This is a genomic window from Litchfieldella rifensis (assembly GCF_042646605.1).
Taxonomy (GTDB): Bacteria; Pseudomonadota; Gammaproteobacteria; order Pseudomonadales; family Halomonadaceae; genus Litchfieldella; species Litchfieldella rifensis.
The window spans coordinates 334,124-351,529 of the sequence record NZ_JBHRUG010000019.1 but is presented as its reverse complement, the minus strand read 5'-3'; the positions used below and the strand labels follow the sequence as shown (position 1 = coordinate 351,529).

Sequence of the window (17,406 nt, the reverse complement as noted above, 5' to 3'; positions counted from 1 at the left end):
CATCCGCCGCTAACGTTGTCAAGACCACAACAAGATCGAGGAGGCCTGGCCATGGCCAACGACCCGCTGCTGCAGCCCTTTCAGCTCAAGCATCTGTCCTTGAAAAACCGGCTCATGATGACGGCCCACGAGCCGGCTTACCCTGAGGACGGGATGCCCAAGGAGCTCTACCGTGCCTACCACGTCGAGCGGGCCAAGGCCGGCCTTGGCCTGACCATGACGGCCGGTTCGGCGGCGGTGGCCAAGGACAGCCCACCGGTGTTCAACAACATCCTGGCCTACAAGGATGAGGTGGTGCCCTGGATGCGCGAGCTGACCGACGCCTGCCACGAGCACGGCACCGCGGTGATGATCCAGCTGACCCACCTGGGCCGGCGCACCCGCTGGGACAAGGGCGACTGGCTGCCGGCGGTGTCGCCCTCTCACCGCCGCGAAGCGTCCCACCGCGCCTTTCCCAAGCAGGTCGAGGACTGGGATATCGAGCGCTTGATCAAGGACTACGCCGATGCCGCCGAGCGCATGCATGCAGCCGGCCTTGATGGCATCGAGCTGCAGGCCTACGGCCACCTGATGGACCAGTTCTGGTCGCCGCTGACCAATACCCTCGAGGGGCCTTATGGTGGGGATCTCGACAACCGGCTGCGTTTTACCTTTGAGGTGCTGCGTGCCATTCGCCAGCGGGTCGGTGAGGCGTTCATCGTCGGCGTGCGCTACACCGGCGACGAGATGCTGCCGGGCGGGCTGACGGCCAGCGACGGGATGGATATCTCACGGCGTCTCAAAGACAGCGGGCTGGTCGATTTCCTCAACGTGGTCCGCGGGCATATCGACACCGACCCGGGACTCACCGACGTGATCCCCATTCAGGGCATGCCCAGCGCTCCGCACCTGGATTTTGCCGGCGAGATCCGTCGCGAGGTCGATTTTCCCACCTTCCATGGCGCCAAGATCCAGGATGTCGCCACCGCCCGCTATGCCATCGCCTCGGGCAAGGTCGACATGATCGGCATGACCCGTGCCCACATGGCCGACCCGCACATCGTGCGCAAGATCATGGAGGGGCGCGAGGAGGAGATCCGTCCCTGTGTCGGCGCCAACTACTGCCTCGATCGCATCTACCAGGGGGGCGCCGCCTACTGCATCCATAACGCCGCCACCGGGCGCGAAACCACCATGCCCCACACCATCCCCAAGGCAGCGCAAAAACGCCGGGTGGTGATCATCGGCGCCGGGCCCGCGGGGTTGGAGGCCGCCCGGGTCGCCGGCGAGCGGGGGCATGCGGTGGTGGTGCTGGAAGCCGCCAGCGATGCCGGCGGGCAAGTGCGCCTCACGGCACAGAGCGAGCGCCGCCGCGAGATGATGGGCATCATCGACTGGCGTCTGGCGCGCTGCGAGGCGCTCGGCGTCGAGATTCGCTACAACGTCTGGGCCGAGGTCGAGGACGTGTTCGCCGAGAAGCCGGATGCGGTGATCGTGGCGACCGGCGGCTACCCCTTGGAAGACCGGCCCGAGGTGGGGCACGACCTGGTGGTCAACACCTGGGATATCCTGTCCGGGCACGTACCGCCGGGCAAGCAGGTGCTGTTGTTCGACGATGCCGGCGATCATGCCGCCATGCAGGCGGCGGAGATCATTGCCGCCACCGGGGCCCAGCTCGAGATCATGACGCCGGACCGCACCTTCTCGGCGGAAATCATGGCCATGAACCTCGTGCCCTACATGCGTTCCCTGCAGCGCCCCAACGTCACCTTCACGCCCACCTACCGGCTGAAGTCCGTGCAGCGGGATGACAGCGAGCTGCTGGCCAAGATCACCAGCGATTACCTTGACCTCGATCATGAGCGGCGTATCGACCAGGTGGTGGTCAACTACGGCATCACGCCGATGGCCGACATCTATTTCGAGCTGAAGCCGCATTCCCGCAATGGCGGCGAGGTAAACTACGAGGACCTGATCGTTGGCAGGCCCCAGACCGTCATTCGCCACGCGGGGGATGGGTTCCAGCTATTCCGGATCGGCGATGCCGTCGCATCGCGCAACACCCATGCCGCCATTTACGATGCCTTGCGGCTGGTAAAGGACCTGTAACGCCGAAAGCAGACTGGAACAGAGTTGGAGACGACGCCCATGGAAACTCGCCCCGATGCGTTGCAGAACTATCTCGATAGCGTTCATGAGGTAATGGCGGCAGACCGTTCGATTCCAGCGGCATCCCGGGCCATCGAGAAAATCTTCACCGCCTTGGAAAGCCCCTCCCGGTGTAAAACCGGCGAGGGGGCGAGACTTCCCGTTTCGGGCTATCTTGGCGACGCTCTGGCAGCGGTGCGTGCGGCGTCGCCCTCCCTGGCCCGGGTCGCCAAGGCCTTCGAGGCTCTCGAACCATCACTCGCTTGGCGCCGTCGCAGCACGGCCGGACTGTCCGCAAGTGACAACTTCGCGGATGGCCATGCGAATGTGATGATTGCCGGGCCGGGCGGCCTCGAGGATCGCAATGATGTGTGGGTAGGGGCCTCGTTGATGGCGCCGCATGTCCGATATCCGGATCATAGGCACAGTCCCGAGGAAGTGTATCTCGTCCTGTCATCCGGATATTTTCGTCAGGGGGAAGGAGCTTGGTTCGAGCCTGGAATGGGCGGAATTCTGTATAACGAACCTGCAATCACGCATGCCATGCAGTCTCGCGAAGCGCCTCTATTTGCCATCTGGTGCTTGTGGGTCGATCGGATTATCGAATAGTACCAGGGATGGCGCGTCGGTTAATGCAGGAGTGGCTTCAGCCCGGGCGGCGTTCCGACGATGGAAGGTGCCGCAGTCGCTTCTAACCCCTGGCTTTCGAGCTCGGCCACGAACGTTTTCGCGTTCTCCTCGGAGATATCCCATACATCGACATGCTCGGTGTATGGGAGGCTGGCTGTGGCCGGAACGATACCGATGGTTAGTGAGAACTCTTTTCCTTGTACGATGGCCAGGTATCACTCAGTCGATAGCCTTCCGGCCAGGGATCATCGGGATCCAGCATATGTTGATGGACTCCCGTGATCCAACCGCGGCCGGAGATCTCGGGAATGATGGCCATCTGACCTCCAACCGTGGTCTCGCTTTCGAGCCTGCCATGGAATTCCGAGCCGATGAGTGAGCGCCCGGTAAAGTAGTCACCGACTGACATCTCGCCCCGGGCATGCAGCAGGGCCATACGGGCCGAGACCGATGTGCCGGTGGGTGAGCGGTCGATCTTTCCAGGCTGGATCGACACTGCGGAGCGTGCAGAGAGGCGGTCGCCATCTCGTTCCAGAGGGCCAGCGAATAAGCAGAAGGAAAAATGCGTCCATTCCGGGTTATCAGGGTGATGGAACTTCAACTGTTCATTGGCGGCATTGGTGATCCGGACACCCAACTCCGCCAAATCACGGGCTTCGTGCTCTTCCAAAGAGAAACCAAGTTCTTCAGCATCCACGACGACGAAGCTGTCGCCGCCATAGGCAGTATCAACACGGATGTTACCGATGCCCGGCACATTCAGTGGCTTGTCCAGCTCACAGGCAAACGCTGGAACATTTTGAACCGTGATACGTTGCGCCTTTCCATTGCGACACTCGGCATGCACCCTGACAAGACCGCCAGGCGCCTCCAGCACCATCTCGGTCACCGGCTCTTGCATGGGAATGATGCCGCTGTCGAGCAATACGGTGGACACACAGATGGAGTTCGATCCCGACATGGGCGGTGTATCCTCCGGCTCCATGATGATCCAGGCCATCTGTGCCTCTGGATGCTTTGGTGGCACCAGAAGATTGACATGCCTGAAGACCCCTCCACGTGGTTCATTCAGAACAAAGTTGCGAAGGGTCCGGTCTTTGTCGATCCAGCTTCGCTGCTCCCACAGCGTCTCACCAGGCGGTGGTGCTACCCCACCCACTATGACATCGCCTACTTCACCTTCAGCGTGGCATGAGATAACGTGAATCGTCTTCGAGCTTCTCATAGCTTATCCTTTTGTATAGTCCCCGCTCACAATCAGCGAGTCTTGGAAAGAAACCTCTTGGTATGTTCAGACATTGGGTTGCCAAAGATCTGTGACGGAGGCCCAACCTCCTCCAGGATTCCTTGATGAAAATGCACCACACGGTCGGAGGCATCCTTGGCAAATCTCATGTCGTGGGTAACGCATATCATCGTCATGCCTTCATCCGCCAGCAGGCGTATGGTATCCAGGACTTCACCAACCAATTCGGGATCCAGAGCTGACGTTGCTTCGTCAAAAAGCATGTACTCTGGCTCCATCGCCAACGCGCGGGCAATGGCTAAGTGTAGTTATCCGGAACTGGTGAAGCTGGTCATGGGGCACTTCCTACGGGCAAACCGCCATCCCCGGCCGGCGGCCGGGGATGGCGAGTCAGGGTCTTGTCATGTTACCGACGGATAGCTGGATCAGGACAGCTGGATCCAGGTCGTCTTCAACTCGCAGTACTGATCGTGGGCATAGATCGACTTGTCCCGTCCCCCGAAGCCGGATTGCTTGTACCCGCCGAATGGCGTGGTGATATCGCCTTCCGAGAAGCAATTGACGGAAACGGTGCCGGCCCGAATCGCCGCAGCCATGCGATGCACGGTATTGAGGTCTTCGCTCCACAGCGAGGCCGCCAGGCCGTAGCAGGTATCGTTGGCAATGGCGATGGCTTCCTCCTCGGTGTCGAACGGAATGACCGCCAGCACCGGCCCGAAGATCTCCTCCCGCGCCACCGCGGCATCCTTCGGCACGTCGTCGAAGATGGTCGGGGCGACGAAGTAGCCGCCGCTCTCTTCACGGAGACGGCTACCGCCCGTGATCAGCTTTAGCCCGTCGGCCTTGGCCCGCTCGATATGGGCCAGCACCTTGTCCATGTGATCTTTCTCGATCAGGGCACCGAGCTGCACATTGGGGTCCAGGGGATCGCCCGTGACCCACTCCTCCTCGAGCTGGCGCTGCATCTCGTCGACCAACGCATCCTTCACCGAGCGATGCACGATCAGCCGCGAGCCCGCCGAGCAGTTCTCCCCCATGTTCCAGAAGGCGGCGGCCAGGACATTGCTCGCCACGGTCTTGAGGTCGCTCACGTCGGGCATGACCACCTGCGGATTCTTGCCCCCGCATTCCAGCACCACGCGCTTGAGATTGCTCGCCGCCGAGTACTCGAGGAACCGCCGGCCCACCTCGGTGGACCCGGTGAAGGCGGCCAGGTCGATGTCGGGATGCAGGCCGATGGCCTTGCCGGCCACATGACCAAGCCCCGGCACCACGTTCAACACGCCGGCCGGGATGCCGGCCTCATGGGCCAGCTCGGCGAGCCGCAGCGTGCTGAGCGAGGTCAGCTCGGCGGGCTTGAGCACCACGCTGTTGCCGGTGATCAGGGCCGGCCCCAGTTTCCAGCCAGCCATCATGGCGGGGAAGTTCCATGGCAGCACGGCGCCGACGACCCCGATCGGCTCGCGGCTGATCGTCGCCACCACGTCCTTGGCGGTCGGCGATACGGCATCGTAGAGCTTGTCGGCGGCTTCGGCGTGCCAGCGGATGGTGTTGGCGGTATCGGGGATGTCGACGTTGAAGCATTCGCCGATCGGCTTGCCCGCCTCCAGGGCTTCCAGGACGGCCAGTTCGAGGCAGTTCGCCTCGATCAGGTCAGCGAAGCGCTGCATGATGGCCTTGCGCTCGGCGGGCGCGAGTCCCGACCAGACCCCGGCCTCGAAGGCCCGGCGGGCGGCCTGGACGGCGAAGTCCACATCAGCGCCGTCACAGGCGGCTACCCGGGTCAGGAGTTCTCCGGTGGCCGGGTTCAGGGTGTCGAACGTGTCGCCTGAACTCGCGGGAACGAAGCGACCGTCGATAAAGGCCAGGTTGCGATATTCGAGTTGCTCGATCTGACGCGCAATGGCGTTCGGAGCCAGATTGTCGGACATTGTTGTTCTCCTCGTGTCGGTTGGTTCAGAGTTCGGTTCCGGCTTGCCACTCCTTCCAGGCAAGGGTTGAACGCACCCCCATACCGAGCAGTGGCTCGGGGGGATTTGGCTGCGGTTTAGGCTGTTCCAGCATGATATTGAGCAGTTCGCTCTCGAGGCCGAGCGCGTACTCGGCGATCAACTTTCCGGAGATCGTGCCGCGCGTCAGGCCCAGTCCGTTCTGGCAGACGGCACTGTAGACGCCGGGGGCGATCTCGCCGAACGGCGTGCCTCCGTTGCGGGTCAGGCACAGTGCGCCTCCCCAGGTGTATTCCAGTTCGACTCCCCGCAGCATGGGGAAGCGCCTGTCGAACGAGCGTTGATGGACGACGCGCACACGTTCCAGCCTGCTTTCACTGGTGCTGACACTGGGGTTGTAGGTGAAGGAATTGCGGATGCAGATGCGCCCGTCTCCCATGCGCCGCACCGTCGTGCCCATTGGATCGGCCGGGATCAGCCCCCAGCTCTCCTCACCGCCCAGGTCCGCTCGCTCCTGCTCGTTGAGGGGCCGGGTCAGGCTGCCGTAGGTATAGACGGGCAGGAGGCGTCCCTTGAGTCCGAGCTGACCGAACTGGGCGGCATAGGCGTTATTGGCGAGCACCAGCCGGGGGGTCTTGAGTCGCCCCGTGTCGGTAACCAGCGTGTGAGGTTTGCCGACGTTGATCTCGCGGACGGGGCTGTCCTCGTAGAGGCGGACATTCTCCGGCAGAGTGGCCCCGAGGCCACGTACCAGCGCCGCCGGCTGGACCTGTACACACCCGGGGGTGTGCAGGCCGGCGTGATAGAAGTCGGTGCCGGTCACCGCCTTCATCGCTCGGGCGTCGAGCTCGCGGTAGGGTTCGCCGAGAGCACTGAGCCCCTTGGCGAAGGCCTCCAGCGCGCGGAGGCCATGAGGCTCGACCGCCCCATGCAACTTGCCCTGTTCCCGCCAGTCGCAGTCGATACCATGGCGCTGCACGATTTCGCGCATGTAGTCGATCGCCCCCCGGTTGAGGCGGATCTGCTCAAGATCGTTGCTCCGATCACCGGTGTAATCGTGTGAGTTCAGGTTATGCGGCAGATCGATCATGAACCCGGAATTGCGCCCGGCGGCACCGAAACCGACACACCGGGCATCCACCAGGGCGATGGCGGCGTTCGGCTGCAGCTCGGCCATCCGCCGAGCGGCGGCTAGGCCGGCCAGTCCCGCCCCCAGCACCACCCAGTCGGCCTTCACTTCCCCTTGAAGTGGTGCCGAAGCGGGCGGCGGGGGCAGTGTCTCGTACCAGCCACAACGCCCGTCGTTCTGGGGCAGGAAATGGCATGTCAACTGCATGGGGCGAATCTCCAGCGCTGGATGTCAGCCGCGATGTTGAACCAGGGCATCATAGGTGCGCTGGAAGCTGGCCTTCTCTTCGTCGTTCAGCGGTAGCAGCGGGGCCCGTGCAGGCCCCACAGGCAGCTCCGCCAGCTCACAGCCGTACTTGATGTACTGACAGAACTTCCCGCCCTGCTCGAGCAGGTTCAGCATCGGTAGCAGGCGGACAGCGAGTTCGCGGCCGGCGACGAAGTCCTGGTCGACGACACAGGCCTGGTACAGCGCCACGTGCTCGGGGGCCAGGAAGTTGGAGGCCCCCGCCACCCAGCTGCGCGCGCCCCAGACGAAGAACTCCAGCACCTGATCGTCCATGCCGCAACTCAGTTGCAGCTGGTCACGGAACTCGGTCGCCAGCGCATGCATCCGCTCGATCGAGCCGGTGCTTTCCTTGATCGCCTGGAAGTTGGGACGCTCGCGTAGGGCCTCGATGAACTCGAGGCTCATCGGGGTGCCGGTGCGGTCGGGAAAGTTGTAGAGCATGATCGGCATGTCGAGGGCATCGTCGACACGACAAACATGGGTCAGCAACTCTTCCTGCGTCGGCTGGCAATAATAGGGAGCCGCCACGAGAATGGCATCGAAACCGGCAGCCTTGGCATGCTCGCCAAGCTCCAGGCTGTCCTCGGTCGTGGTGGCATTGATGCCCGCCATGATCGGGATACGGCCCTTGGCATGGCCGGCCACGAAGTCGAAGACCTGCTTGCGTTCTGCCTTGCTGAGAGCATAGTACTCGCCGGTCGTGCCGCCGATGATCAGGCCATGCACCCCTTGGTCGATCAGCGTGTCGACCACGTTCCCCAGCGTGTCGAGCTGGATGGAGCCGTCCTCGGCGAAAGGGGTTACGACGGGTGTCCAGATACCATCGAAGTTCATATCGTCACCTGGTTGTATGGAATTAGTTGTATGGAATGTTGTGAGGCAGCCACATCGGCCATGGACTCAGAATAAACAGCGACAAGGAGTCGCAAAAGAAACCTTTTTTGCCACCAAACAATAACCAGTTGTTATGGTTTGCATCATGCGATTCTTGTCGAACTTAATCGCCTGGCTTTCAATGAGACGGCGGAGAAAATTGTCTTCTGATATGCGAGAAACTGATTTCCAATATCCTTTTACTTGTGTACATTGATGTATATATAATTGACAAAACTGTACATCCATCATTAGCTTTGTCAGTACACAGCAAGGTGGGGCCTGGCCATGGCCGCTGGGTCCGCAGCAGTGGCCATGGCCAGCCTGCCTGTGTTCAACAACAAGGCGGGCTGCTAGGAAACATATCGAAGTTGTATTGGCGGCTCTTATGAAGATTAAAGGGGGAGAAAATGTCATTTAAAAGAACAATTCATGCTATAGACACACACGCAGGTGAACCAATGCGTGTTGTCACTGGTGGTGTTCCCAATATTCCCGGTAAGACGGTGCATGAGAAGATGGTATGGCTGAGAGAAAATGACGACCAGCTGCGTAAGCTGATGCTGCGTGAGCCTCGTGGTTATCCACCTCTCTGCTGCAATGTCATCGTTCCCCCATGCCACCCCGATGCTGATGCCGGCTATGTGATCATGGAACAGATCGAGTATCCGGTCATGTCTGGTGGCAACACCATTTCCGTGGCGACGGTGCTGCTTGAAATGGGAATGCTACCGATGCAAGAACCCGTTACTGAGCTTATTTTAGAAGCGCCAGCTGGGCTGATTCGTATCAGGGCTGAGTGCAAAGATGGGAAGGTGAAAAACGTCACTTTCAAGAATGTTCCGGCATTTGCGGCCTACCTCGATACAGAAATAGAGGTTCCCCATCTCGGCAAGGTGACAGTGGATGTGGGATGGGGTGGGATGTTCTATGTTATTGCGGACGCCCGGCAGTTTCCCGGAGTGGAACTAATACCCGAGCATGGCGCGGAGATAGCACGGATTTCGGCCATGATCAGGCAGGCAGCTATTGAACAATTGCCTGTCGAACACCCTGACTACCCTAGGGTTGGCATCACGATATCACAACTTTCCGGGCCGGCAAGTAGCCCAAATGCCGATTGGAAGAACGCGGTGACAGTGGCGTCTGGTGATTTTGATTGGGACAAACCAAGTACCTGGACAGGCGCCCTCGACCGATGCCCATGCGGAACGGGAACATGCGCAAAAATGGCGGTTCTTCATGCCAAGGGGGAGCTTCCGTTGAATAAGGATTTTCGCCACCAGGGGATCCTTGGCAACGTGTTTACGGGGAGGCTTGTCGAGGAAACGAAAGTTGGTGAGAAAACAGCGGTAATACCGACTATCACCGGAACAAGTTGGATCTATGGGATCAATACCTATGTGTTGGATAATGATGATCCATTCACAGAAGGATTTTGCGTGCAGGACATCTGGGCCTGAAGACAAGGGCGAGGTACACACCCCATCCGCCGCTCACAAGGAGCGGCGGATCTTCTCAAGCACCGAAGTATCGATTGCAATTTGGTCCTTATCCGAAGTGCCATTTCGCACGGAGCGGCGACCGGGCACATAAGCACCCCGTTCGGCGATTCGGTCAAGCTGCTGGGTCAGGCGGGTGGAAAAGCGGTCCTCAATAACGGTGGGCAGGATCGCAATGATCGTCATCCCGGCGTCGATCACCTGGTCTCCACCCTGGAAATCCGGCATATCGAGCGACCATGAGGCACCGGACAATCCGGCCGCGAGGCACTCGACCATCAGCGCCACGTTCGCGCCTTTCGTGCCGCCGAATGCCAAAAGCGCACCGCGCAGGCCGGCCGCCGCATCGGTGGTCACATCACCCTTCTCGTCGATTGCCCAGCCTTCGGGAATCTTGCGCCCTTCTTCCGCCGCCTTTATCAGGTTGACAAACGCTGTTGCACTGGACGCCTGGTCAATGATAAGTGGCGCGTTAACATTGGCCAGGGGCGCGGCAAACGCCATCGGGTTGGTGCCAAAAACGATCTTGCCGCCGGGTGAGCCCGCCACCACGGCCGGACTGTTGGACACGGCAAAGGCGATCACGCCTTCCAGGGCAAGACGGCGAACGTAGTAGCCCAGTTCACCGGTGGTATAGCTGTTGCCTTGGGTGAAGATCGTAACGCCCAGTTTCCGAGTTCTTTCGACAAGCGTTGGCATTGCCTGGTCGAAGCCGAGCTGCGCAATGCCTCCATCCGCATCCGAGTGGATGATGGCGGGCAAGGGCGAAGTAATTTTCGGCTCGGCTTCTCCGTTGATGCGTCCCGCACGGAAACTGGAGAGATAATCCAGAAGATGCGGGAATCCGACACCGGGGCGTCCGAAAAGCGCAGCCGAAACCGTCGCCCTTGCCAGGGAACGCGCGGTGGCATGGTTGGCGCCTGCGGCGAGACAGGCCTGTTCAGCCAATTTCTCTGCATCGTGGGCGGAAAGCGTCTGCTGACCCAAGTAAAGATACCTCTCATGTTCTTGATGTTGATTTTTCGCTGCCGTTCCCGGAAGGAGCGGGGCTCGATACTGATACGTTCACAGGAACTGATTAATTCACGTATCCGAGCAGCCTTGGCAGGAAGAGCGACAGGGACGGCCAGTAGGTCGTGATCAGCATCACAGGCAGAGCGCCAAGCAGCATGAAGCTGAAGGCGGGCCGAAGGACCTGCGACATCCCGACCTTGCCGATCCGACAGCTCATGAACAGGATGGGAGCCATGGGCGGGCTATTGCAACCGATGACGACACTGGTGCCCACGATGGCGGCAAAATGCACCGGATGGATGCCGATGCTCTCCATGACCGGCAACAGCAGCGGGCTGAGGATGGCCACGACACTCACGTCATCCATGATCATCCCCATCAAGATCAGGAAGATATTGACCATGAGGAGAATCAGCAGCTTGTTCTGGAACACCTCGAGCAACAGCTCGGTCAGCTCCTGCGGCACTCGCTCGAAGGTGAAGATACGACTAGCCACGAAGGAAAAGAGCAGAATGATCATAATGACGCCGGTGGTCGTGGCGGCATGGATGAAACTCTGTGCCAGGGCCTTCAGGTTGAGGTCACGATAAACAAACAGTCCGACGGGAATGGCATAGACGACGGCGATGGCGGCCGCCTCGGTGGGGGTGAAGACGCCACCGTAGATGCCCCCCAGGATGATGACCGGGAGCATCAATGCAGGGAAGGCCTTCCAGCCGGTACTGCCGATATTCCGGAACCGGTTACTCAGTGTGAGCGTCTCTGGGCTGTAGGCGGGATTCTTGCGCATCTTGATAGCATTGATCACGCACAGAAATACGATCAGCAAAATACCCGGCCCGATGGTAGCCAAGAACACGGCCGCGACGGATTGCCGGGTCACCACCGCGTACAGGATCATGGTGATACTGGGCGGAATCAGCAGGCCGAGCAGCGAAGATATCCCGACCAGAGCGGTGGAATACGGACGGCTGTAGCCGTGTTTTTCCATCGGGTCGATCATGATGGTGCCAATCGAGGCTACCGCGGCCGAGGCCGTCCCCGAAATGGCTCCGAAGACGCCACAGGCCATCACCATTGAGGTCCCCATCCCGCTACGGGACGAGCCGACGATTGCCTCGACAAAGCGTATGAGCCTGGCCGCAATCCCCCCTGACTGCATCAAATACCCGGTCATGATAAATAGCGGGAGGGCCAGCAGGATAATGGAATTGATGGACCAAAAACCCGTTGTCATTAGTGACGATATATCGACATCATAAGCGAACGAGAGTACGAGAGTCATGGCGGCGAACGAGAATACGACCGGCACGCCTATGATCATTAACAGTATGACTGCACCTATCGCTAACAAGGCACCCATATGTTTCTCCGATTATTGTCAGGAAGTCTCTTGAGGAGAGACGTCTTATTGGGCTACAGCTTTAGCTTTTCTGAATAGCTTGCTGATATCATGAATGAAGTCCCGGAGCACGTAGAGCAACAACAGAATGCTCGCAACGAGGAGACTTCCTTGCGAAAGGTACTGCGGAATACCGAACACCGGCGTGACTTGCCCCTTCTCGAAACCCCAGGAAAAAAGGCTGTAGCTCCAGTTAACGAAAAAAGCCGCCATCACTACCGACAGGGTTGTGGCAATAAGCCTCATTGTGTCGTGCAAGGCCTCGTTATCGGAAAAGGCTTGAAAGAAATCGGCACTGAGATGGGACCGCTCCCGCGAGGCCAAGGCCGCCCCGAGCATGTACAGCCACATAGCGGCCATCAACACCAGCTCCTCCAGGCCGAATACCTGCACGCCAAGCAGCGCCCTGAATACTATGCCGCCCACCATGGCAAAAGAAATGAAAAGGCCCAGCACCGTAACGGCAACCTTTATAATAAACGCGAGCGCATTATCGATGCGGGCTAAGTAATCCATAATAATTTTCATGATGTCACCCCAGAGGTATCGAACATAGAGTGGCCCTCACTACCAAGGGCCACTCCATGTCACCCGGCAGGTATATTTACTTTGGTTCCGATGCATGCTCGCGGACGGCGCCCATGACATCCTCTCCCAGGGACTCCTCTGCTTCGACCCACACTGTCTCGCGTACCCGTTCGATCCAATCTTTCATTTCTTCATCGGACGGCTCGATATATTCCATGCCATCTTCCTGAGCCTTCTGAATCCACTTCTCATCCTCGGCTTTGGCATTCTCGAACTGCTCATTGACGACAACTTCCACGGCATCCGCGATGATCCCGCGATCTTCTTCGTCGAGTGCATTCCAGGAATCCTGGTTCATCAGGAAAGTATAGAAAGAGAAGTTATGTTTGGAGTGAACGAAATAGTCGAGCAGGTCGTTGAAATAGGTATAGTCCCAGTAAATTACATTACTCGAATCGCCATCGACGACCCCGGTTTGAATGGACGTGTAGACTTCGGACCAGTCGATGGGGACGGCCTGGAACCCCATGGCCTGTATCGTTTGAGGCAGCGGGAAGATGGGCTGTGACCGGAGCTTGATCCCCTTCTCCTGCGCTTCCTCGTAGTTAGTGGCATAGGTATCCGCTGTGGCTATACCGCCAAAGCCTTCCGGAAAGGGCCCCAGATATTCCAGACCAATATCCGAAAGGATGGGATCAATGACCTCCGAGATCCAGCCATCCTTGCCATAGGCATCCAGTGCTTCATCCCAACCCAAGGTCAGATAGGGCAGCGTTAGTACGCCAAGCCGCTCATCGTAGGACGTTTGAGGCCAACCCAGAAAGAGGTCGATGTTGCCTCTGACCAACTGATCAAAAAGCTCCTGAGGCCCACCGATCTCCCCCTGATAGAAGACATTGATGGTAATTCTGCCGTCGGATTGCTCTTCGACAATATCAGAGATTCTTTTTACTGCCAGGCCTTGGGGCGATTCCCGGTCACCTGACTCCGTTGCCATCGTAAGCTTTAATTCCTCATCGCTTGCCCAAGTGGAAGCCGAGAAACCAAGAGCGGCGATAACCGATACTGCGGCCATACTTGAGCCAACTTTTATTGAGCTTTTTAATGTCATAACACCTTCTCCAAGCGAACTATTGTAGTTGGAATCCATCTCTTGCCTGGCCATGGCCAAACAAGTATTCAAGCATGTATTCAAGTTATTACTGTGGCGGAGATAATGGAAACGACTTTTCTTCAGTGCAAAACATAACCTGAGGTTATCGCTGCCATGACTTATGAGCAGACATTCACCGCCACATGCTGATGTTCGCCATTGGCGAGCACCAGCCACAACGCCCGTCGTTCTGGGGCAGGAAATGGCATGTCAACTGTATGGGGCGAATCTCCAGCGCTGGATGTCAGTCGCGATGTTGAACCAGGGCATCATAGGTGCGCTGGAAGCTGGCCTTCTCTTCGTCGTTTAGCGGTAGCAGCGGGGCCCGTGCAGGCTCCACAGGCAGCCCCGCAAGCTCACAGCCGTACTTGATGTACTGGCAGAACTTCCCGCCCTGCTCGAGCAGGTTCAGCATTGGCAACAGGCGGGTGGCAATCTCGCGGCCGGCAACGAAGTCCTGATCGACGACACAGGCCTTGTACAGCGCCACATGCTCGGGGGCCAGGAAGTTGGAAGCACCGCAGACCCAGCTCCGAGCACCCCAGACGAAGAACTCCAGAATCTGATCGTCCATGCCGCAACTCAGTTGCAGCTGGTCACGGAACTCGGTCGCCAGCGCATGCATCCGCTCGATCGAGCCGGTGCTTTCTTTGATCGCCTGGAAGTTCGGACGCTCGCGTAGGGCCTCGATAAACTCGAGGCTCATCGGGGTGCCGGTACGGTCGGGAAAGTTGTAGAGCATGATCGGCATGTCGAGAGCATCATCGACACGACGGACATGGGTCAGCAGCTCGTCCTGGGTCGGCTGGCAATAATAGGGAGCCGCCACGAGAATGGCATCGAAACCGGCTGCCTTGGCATACTGGCCAAGCTCCAGGCTGTCCTCGGTCGTGGTGGCATTGATACCCGCCATGATCGGGATACGACCCTTGGCATGGCCTGCCACGGCGTCGAAAACCTGCTTGCGCTCTTCCTTGCTAAGGGCATAGTACTCACCGGTCGTGCCGCCGATGATCAGGCCATGTACCCCTTGGTCGATCAGCGTGTCGACCACATTCTTCAGCGTGTCGAGCTGGATGACGCCATCCTGGGCGAAAGGGGTTACGACGGGTGTCCAGATACCATCGAAGTTCATGAAATCACCTTGTGATTGTTTGCTGGAGGGTTTGATCAGTAAAACGATGGTAAACGGGCAATTTCACCCCGAAAAAGCAACATTTAATCCCAGCAAATCATGACCAGACGTTATGGTCATACCTTCGTAGCAAAGCGGCATGCGATGCCGCCAGGTCGATCTGGAATGCTTAATCCTTACGGCCAAAGACGTCAGGACTGGCGCTGCCTTCGGAACTTCGCGGGGGCGACATCAAAGAATTGGCGGAAGCAATGACGGAAGTGGGTAATACTGGTAAAGCCACTGGCCACCGCGATATCGGCAATGGACTTGTTGGTCTGCTGCAGCAATTGTCGAGCGTAAGTCACGCGGAGCTCAATATAGTAGCGGGACGGGGAGGCATCGACATAACGACAGAAGAGCCGTTCGAGTTGACGACGGGAGATATTGACCCAGCGGGCTATCTCGTCCACCGAGAGCGGTTCGTCGATATTGTTATGCATCAGCTCCAGTGCCAGTTTCAGGGTCTGCGGCAGGGTAGGATCACGATCGAGGCTCAGGACGGAAACATCCATCACCTCCTGGGCCTTGTCACAATTGAGTATTTCCTCGACCGCATCGACAAAGCTCGGGTCATGATCACGTCTCAACCAGTCCAGCATCATGGACAGCGAGCTATTGGCACCGGCGCAACTGATCCGTTTCCTGTCCAGCACATAGGAATGCCTGGACAGGCTTACGCCGGGAAACGACTCGAGCAGCATGGCACGGGAATCGGGATGTATGGCACAGTCGTGGCCATCCAGCACTCCCGCATCGGCAAGAAAGAAGGAGCCGTTCCACAGCCCTCCCAAGGTCGTGCCTGCGGCATCGAAGCCGCGTAGCGTGGAGCGGAGCAATGGCGAGCTCTGCAAGCGCACACGGAAACCACCGCACATGATGAGCAGGTCCAACTGTTGCCCCTGCAGCGCCGATAACTGGCAATCCGTCGAGATGGCGGTGTCCAGATCGCTAACGACCAAATCGCGCGATGCACCGACCACCAGCACCTCGACCAGCGGCTCCCGAGTCATCAGGTTGGCGGTTACCAAGGCATCCACCGCCCCGGCGAAGGCCATCAAAGAGAAGTTATCCAAGAGCACGAACGCCACTCGTCGCTGCGGAGGCTGCAACCTTGAATCTTCCCCCGCGTTGAGGTGTGCCATGTTCTTGCGTTTCAACAAGCTCTTGAAGGAGGCGCGCATCATGTCACTCCGGGAGGCCCGACAACCTTGCATGTCAAGCATGCATCAATGACTCAGGGCGAATTACGGCTGTTGCTCTGTGTCGCTTTTGGATAACCTGAAAGATGCGGGTGCGACGTCTTTTCCATGATCCGTAGTCTATGTACCGGCCGATTAACCCCGACATCGACTTTTTTTCCAGGATGTTGATAACTTCTCATTATGACAACCCACACCGATCCTGATCAGAGGCTGCTCAAGATGCCATCGCTACGTGCGGTGAGATCCTTTGTGGCGGCGGCCAAGTATCAGAACTTCACCCGAGCTGCCGAGGCACTGTGCGTCACCCAGGCGGCCATCAGCCGGCAGATCCGTGAGCTCGAGAGCTACCTGGGCACCGAGTTGTTCAAGCGTACGGGGCGGTCAATAGAACTGACCAAGGCTGGCTCGATCTTCTTCGATGCGGCACAACTGTCGTTCATCAATATCGCCCAGGCCGCGGAGCGTATTCGTCAGTACCACGGCAACACCAGTAAGCGCGTCCTCACACTCTGCTGCTCTCCCGCTTTCTCGGCACTGTGGATGTCGCGTCGGCTGCCGAGCTTCTTCAGTGCCAACCCGGATATCGACCTCAACCTGATCACGACCCAGAATTTCCTCTCCATGGAGCCCGGCGTGCTACCCGATATCTTCATCACCAAGATGGCCAAGGTGCGAGAGGGATACCACAGTCATCCCCTGTTCCACGATATCATTTATCCGATCTGCACCCCGCGTTACCTCGAGCAGCATCCCGAGATACGCAGCCTTGAAGGACTGCGAGATGGCGTGCTGTTGAACCTCAGCCCCTATGGCCGCTCGCAGGTGGCCGAGCATGTGGACTGGGGGGTCTGGCTGGCCATCCATGATATCGACATCGAGAGCCGTTCCCGGGACAGCCTTCATTACTTCAATGCCAACGACTACAACATGTTGGTGCAGATGGTACTCAATGACCAGGGAGTGGCCCTCGGCTGGGACCACCTCATCGGACCGCTGGTCGATCAAGACCTACTGGTCAGGCCGGTCGAACAGAAGGTCGTACTGGAGGACACGCACCATTACCTGGCCTACCGCGAGGACAAGGAGGACGACGAGGCATTGGGCCGCTTCCGCGACTGGTTCATGGATCAAAGCGGCGTGCCGACAATCACCTGAGGCCTTTAGGCTCTGGCCGGCGGGCGACGCG

The 17,406-nt window shown here is 58.8% G+C and carries 14 protein-coding genes and 1 pseudogene; 4 read left to right on the top strand and 11 right to left on the bottom strand.

The features are described 5' to 3' along the window. The first annotated feature begins 51 nt into the window (after positions 1-51). Together ACFOEV_RS10975 and ACFOEV_RS10970 are read left to right on the top strand one after the other, a co-directional pair. Positions 52-2,088 (top strand): oxidoreductase, encoded by a 2,037-nt coding sequence (locus ACFOEV_RS10975; protein ID WP_386773793.1) that lies wholly within the window; start codon positions 52-54, stop codon positions 2,086-2,088. A 39-nt stretch (positions 2,089-2,127) separates the two neighbouring features. Beyond that, positions 2,128-2,736, top strand: coding sequence for a dimethylsulfonioproprionate lyase family protein (locus ACFOEV_RS10970; protein WP_386773791.1), 609 nt, complete (start codon positions 2,128-2,130; stop codon positions 2,734-2,736). A gap of 199 nt (positions 2,737-2,935) precedes the next feature. Here ACFOEV_RS10970 and ACFOEV_RS10965 read toward each other — a convergent pair whose 3' ends face one another. From ACFOEV_RS10965 to ACFOEV_RS10945, 5 genes and pseudogenes are all read right to left on the bottom strand, one after another. Beyond that, complete coding sequence (locus tag ACFOEV_RS10965; protein WP_386773789.1) at positions 2,936-3,982, bottom strand: trans-3-hydroxy-L-proline dehydratase; 1,047 nt, start codon at positions 3,980-3,982, stop codon at positions 2,936-2,938. Between the two features lie 32 nt (positions 3,983-4,014). Continuing rightward, positions 4,015-4,302, bottom strand: a pseudogene (gene glnQ, locus ACFOEV_RS10960) (glutamine ABC transporter ATP-binding protein GlnQ); the annotation flags it as partial. Between the two features lie 126 nt (positions 4,303-4,428). Then, positions 4,429-5,934, bottom strand: a complete 1,506-nt coding sequence (locus ACFOEV_RS10955; RefSeq protein WP_386773787.1) for an aldehyde dehydrogenase — start codon at positions 5,932-5,934, stop codon at positions 4,429-4,431. A gap of 25 nt (positions 5,935-5,959) precedes the next feature. Continuing rightward, on the bottom strand, positions 5,960-7,288 hold the full coding sequence (locus ACFOEV_RS10950; protein WP_386773785.1) for an NAD(P)/FAD-dependent oxidoreductase: 1,329 nt from the start codon (positions 7,286-7,288) through the stop codon (positions 5,960-5,962). A 24-nt stretch (positions 7,289-7,312) separates the two neighbouring features. Continuing rightward, positions 7,313-8,203 (bottom strand): dihydrodipicolinate synthase family protein, encoded by an 891-nt coding sequence (locus ACFOEV_RS10945; protein WP_386773783.1) that lies wholly within the window; start codon positions 8,201-8,203, stop codon positions 7,313-7,315. A gap of 449 nt (positions 8,204-8,652) precedes the next feature. Here ACFOEV_RS10945 and ACFOEV_RS10940 point away from each other — a divergent pair, with 449 nt between their 5' ends. Further along, entirely contained in the window at positions 8,653-9,705 is a 1,053-nt protein-coding gene (locus tag ACFOEV_RS10940; RefSeq protein WP_386773781.1) for a proline racemase family protein, read from the top strand. Between the two features lie 33 nt (positions 9,706-9,738). Here the strand turns inward: ACFOEV_RS10940 and ACFOEV_RS10935 are convergent, their stop codons facing one another. The 6 genes from ACFOEV_RS10935 to ACFOEV_RS10910 form a co-directional block, all read right to left on the bottom strand. Then, on the bottom strand, positions 9,739-10,731 hold the full coding sequence (locus ACFOEV_RS10935; protein WP_386773779.1) for an Ldh family oxidoreductase: 993 nt from the start codon (positions 10,729-10,731) through the stop codon (positions 9,739-9,741). 91 nt (positions 10,732-10,822) lie between these two features. Continuing rightward, positions 10,823-12,121 carry a TRAP transporter large permease gene (locus ACFOEV_RS10930; protein WP_386773777.1) on the bottom strand — a complete coding sequence of 433 codons (1,299 nt, stop codon included), beginning with the start codon at positions 12,119-12,121 and terminating at the stop codon, positions 10,823-10,825. A 45-nt stretch (positions 12,122-12,166) separates the two neighbouring features. Continuing rightward, positions 12,167-12,688 (bottom strand): TRAP transporter small permease, encoded by a 522-nt coding sequence (locus ACFOEV_RS10925; protein WP_386773775.1) that lies wholly within the window; start codon positions 12,686-12,688, stop codon positions 12,167-12,169. A gap of 76 nt (positions 12,689-12,764) precedes the next feature. Further along, a complete protein-coding gene (dctP, locus tag ACFOEV_RS10920) occupies positions 12,765-13,838 on the bottom strand; it encodes a TRAP transporter substrate-binding protein DctP (protein WP_386773773.1) in 1,074 nt (357 codons plus the stop codon). Positions 13,839-14,085: 247 nt separating this feature from the next. After that, positions 14,086-14,976: a 4-hydroxy-tetrahydrodipicolinate synthase gene (gene dapA / locus ACFOEV_RS10915; protein ID WP_386773771.1), complete on the bottom strand. Its 891-nt coding sequence runs from the start codon at positions 14,974-14,976 to the stop codon at positions 14,086-14,088. Positions 14,977-15,167: 191 nt separating this feature from the next. Next, positions 15,168-16,202: a GlxA family transcriptional regulator gene (locus tag ACFOEV_RS10910; protein WP_386773769.1), complete on the bottom strand. Its 1,035-nt coding sequence runs from the start codon at positions 16,200-16,202 to the stop codon at positions 15,168-15,170. Positions 16,203-16,439: 237 nt separating this feature from the next. Here ACFOEV_RS10910 and ACFOEV_RS10905 point away from each other — a divergent pair, with 237 nt between their 5' ends. Beyond that, complete coding sequence (locus ACFOEV_RS10905; protein ID WP_386773767.1) at positions 16,440-17,375, top strand: LysR family transcriptional regulator; 936 nt, start codon at positions 16,440-16,442, stop codon at positions 17,373-17,375. Positions 17,376-17,406 lie beyond the last annotated feature (31 nt).

Coding starts and splice junctions, on each gene's coding strand:
- ACFOEV_RS10975 (WP_386773793.1), top strand. CDS start 52: ATGGCCAACGACCCGCTGCTGCAGCCCTTTCAGCTCAAGCATCTGTCC.
- ACFOEV_RS10970 (WP_386773791.1), top strand. CDS start 2,128: ATGGAAACTCGCCCCGATGCGTTGCAGAACTATCTCGATAGCGTTCAT.
- ACFOEV_RS10965 (WP_386773789.1), bottom strand. CDS start 3,982: ATGAGAAGCTCGAAGACGATTCACGTTATCTCATGCCACGCTGAAGGT.
- ACFOEV_RS10955 (WP_386773787.1), bottom strand. CDS start 5,934: ATGTCCGACAATCTGGCTCCGAACGCCATTGCGCGTCAGATCGAGCAA.
- ACFOEV_RS10950 (WP_386773785.1), bottom strand. CDS start 7,288: ATGCAGTTGACATGCCATTTCCTGCCCCAGAACGACGGGCGTTGTGGC.
- ACFOEV_RS10945 (WP_386773783.1), bottom strand. CDS start 8,203: ATGAACTTCGATGGTATCTGGACACCCGTCGTAACCCCTTTCGCCGAG.
- ACFOEV_RS10940 (WP_386773781.1), top strand. CDS start 8,653: ATGTCATTTAAAAGAACAATTCATGCTATAGACACACACGCAGGTGAA.
- ACFOEV_RS10930 (WP_386773777.1), bottom strand. CDS start 12,121: ATGGGTGCCTTGTTAGCGATAGGTGCAGTCATACTGTTAATGATCATA.
- ACFOEV_RS10925 (WP_386773775.1), bottom strand. CDS start 12,688: ATGAAAATTATTATGGATTACTTAGCCCGCATCGATAATGCGCTCGCG.
- dctP (WP_386773773.1), bottom strand. CDS start 13,838: ATGGATTCCAACTACAATAGTTCGCTTGGAGAAGGTGTTATGACATTA.
- dapA (WP_386773771.1), bottom strand. CDS start 14,976: ATGAACTTCGATGGTATCTGGACACCCGTCGTAACCCCTTTCGCCCAG.
- ACFOEV_RS10910 (WP_386773769.1), bottom strand. CDS start 16,202: ATGATGCGCGCCTCCTTCAAGAGCTTGTTGAAACGCAAGAACATGGCA.
- ACFOEV_RS10905 (WP_386773767.1), top strand. CDS start 16,440: ATGCCATCGCTACGTGCGGTGAGATCCTTTGTGGCGGCGGCCAAGTAT.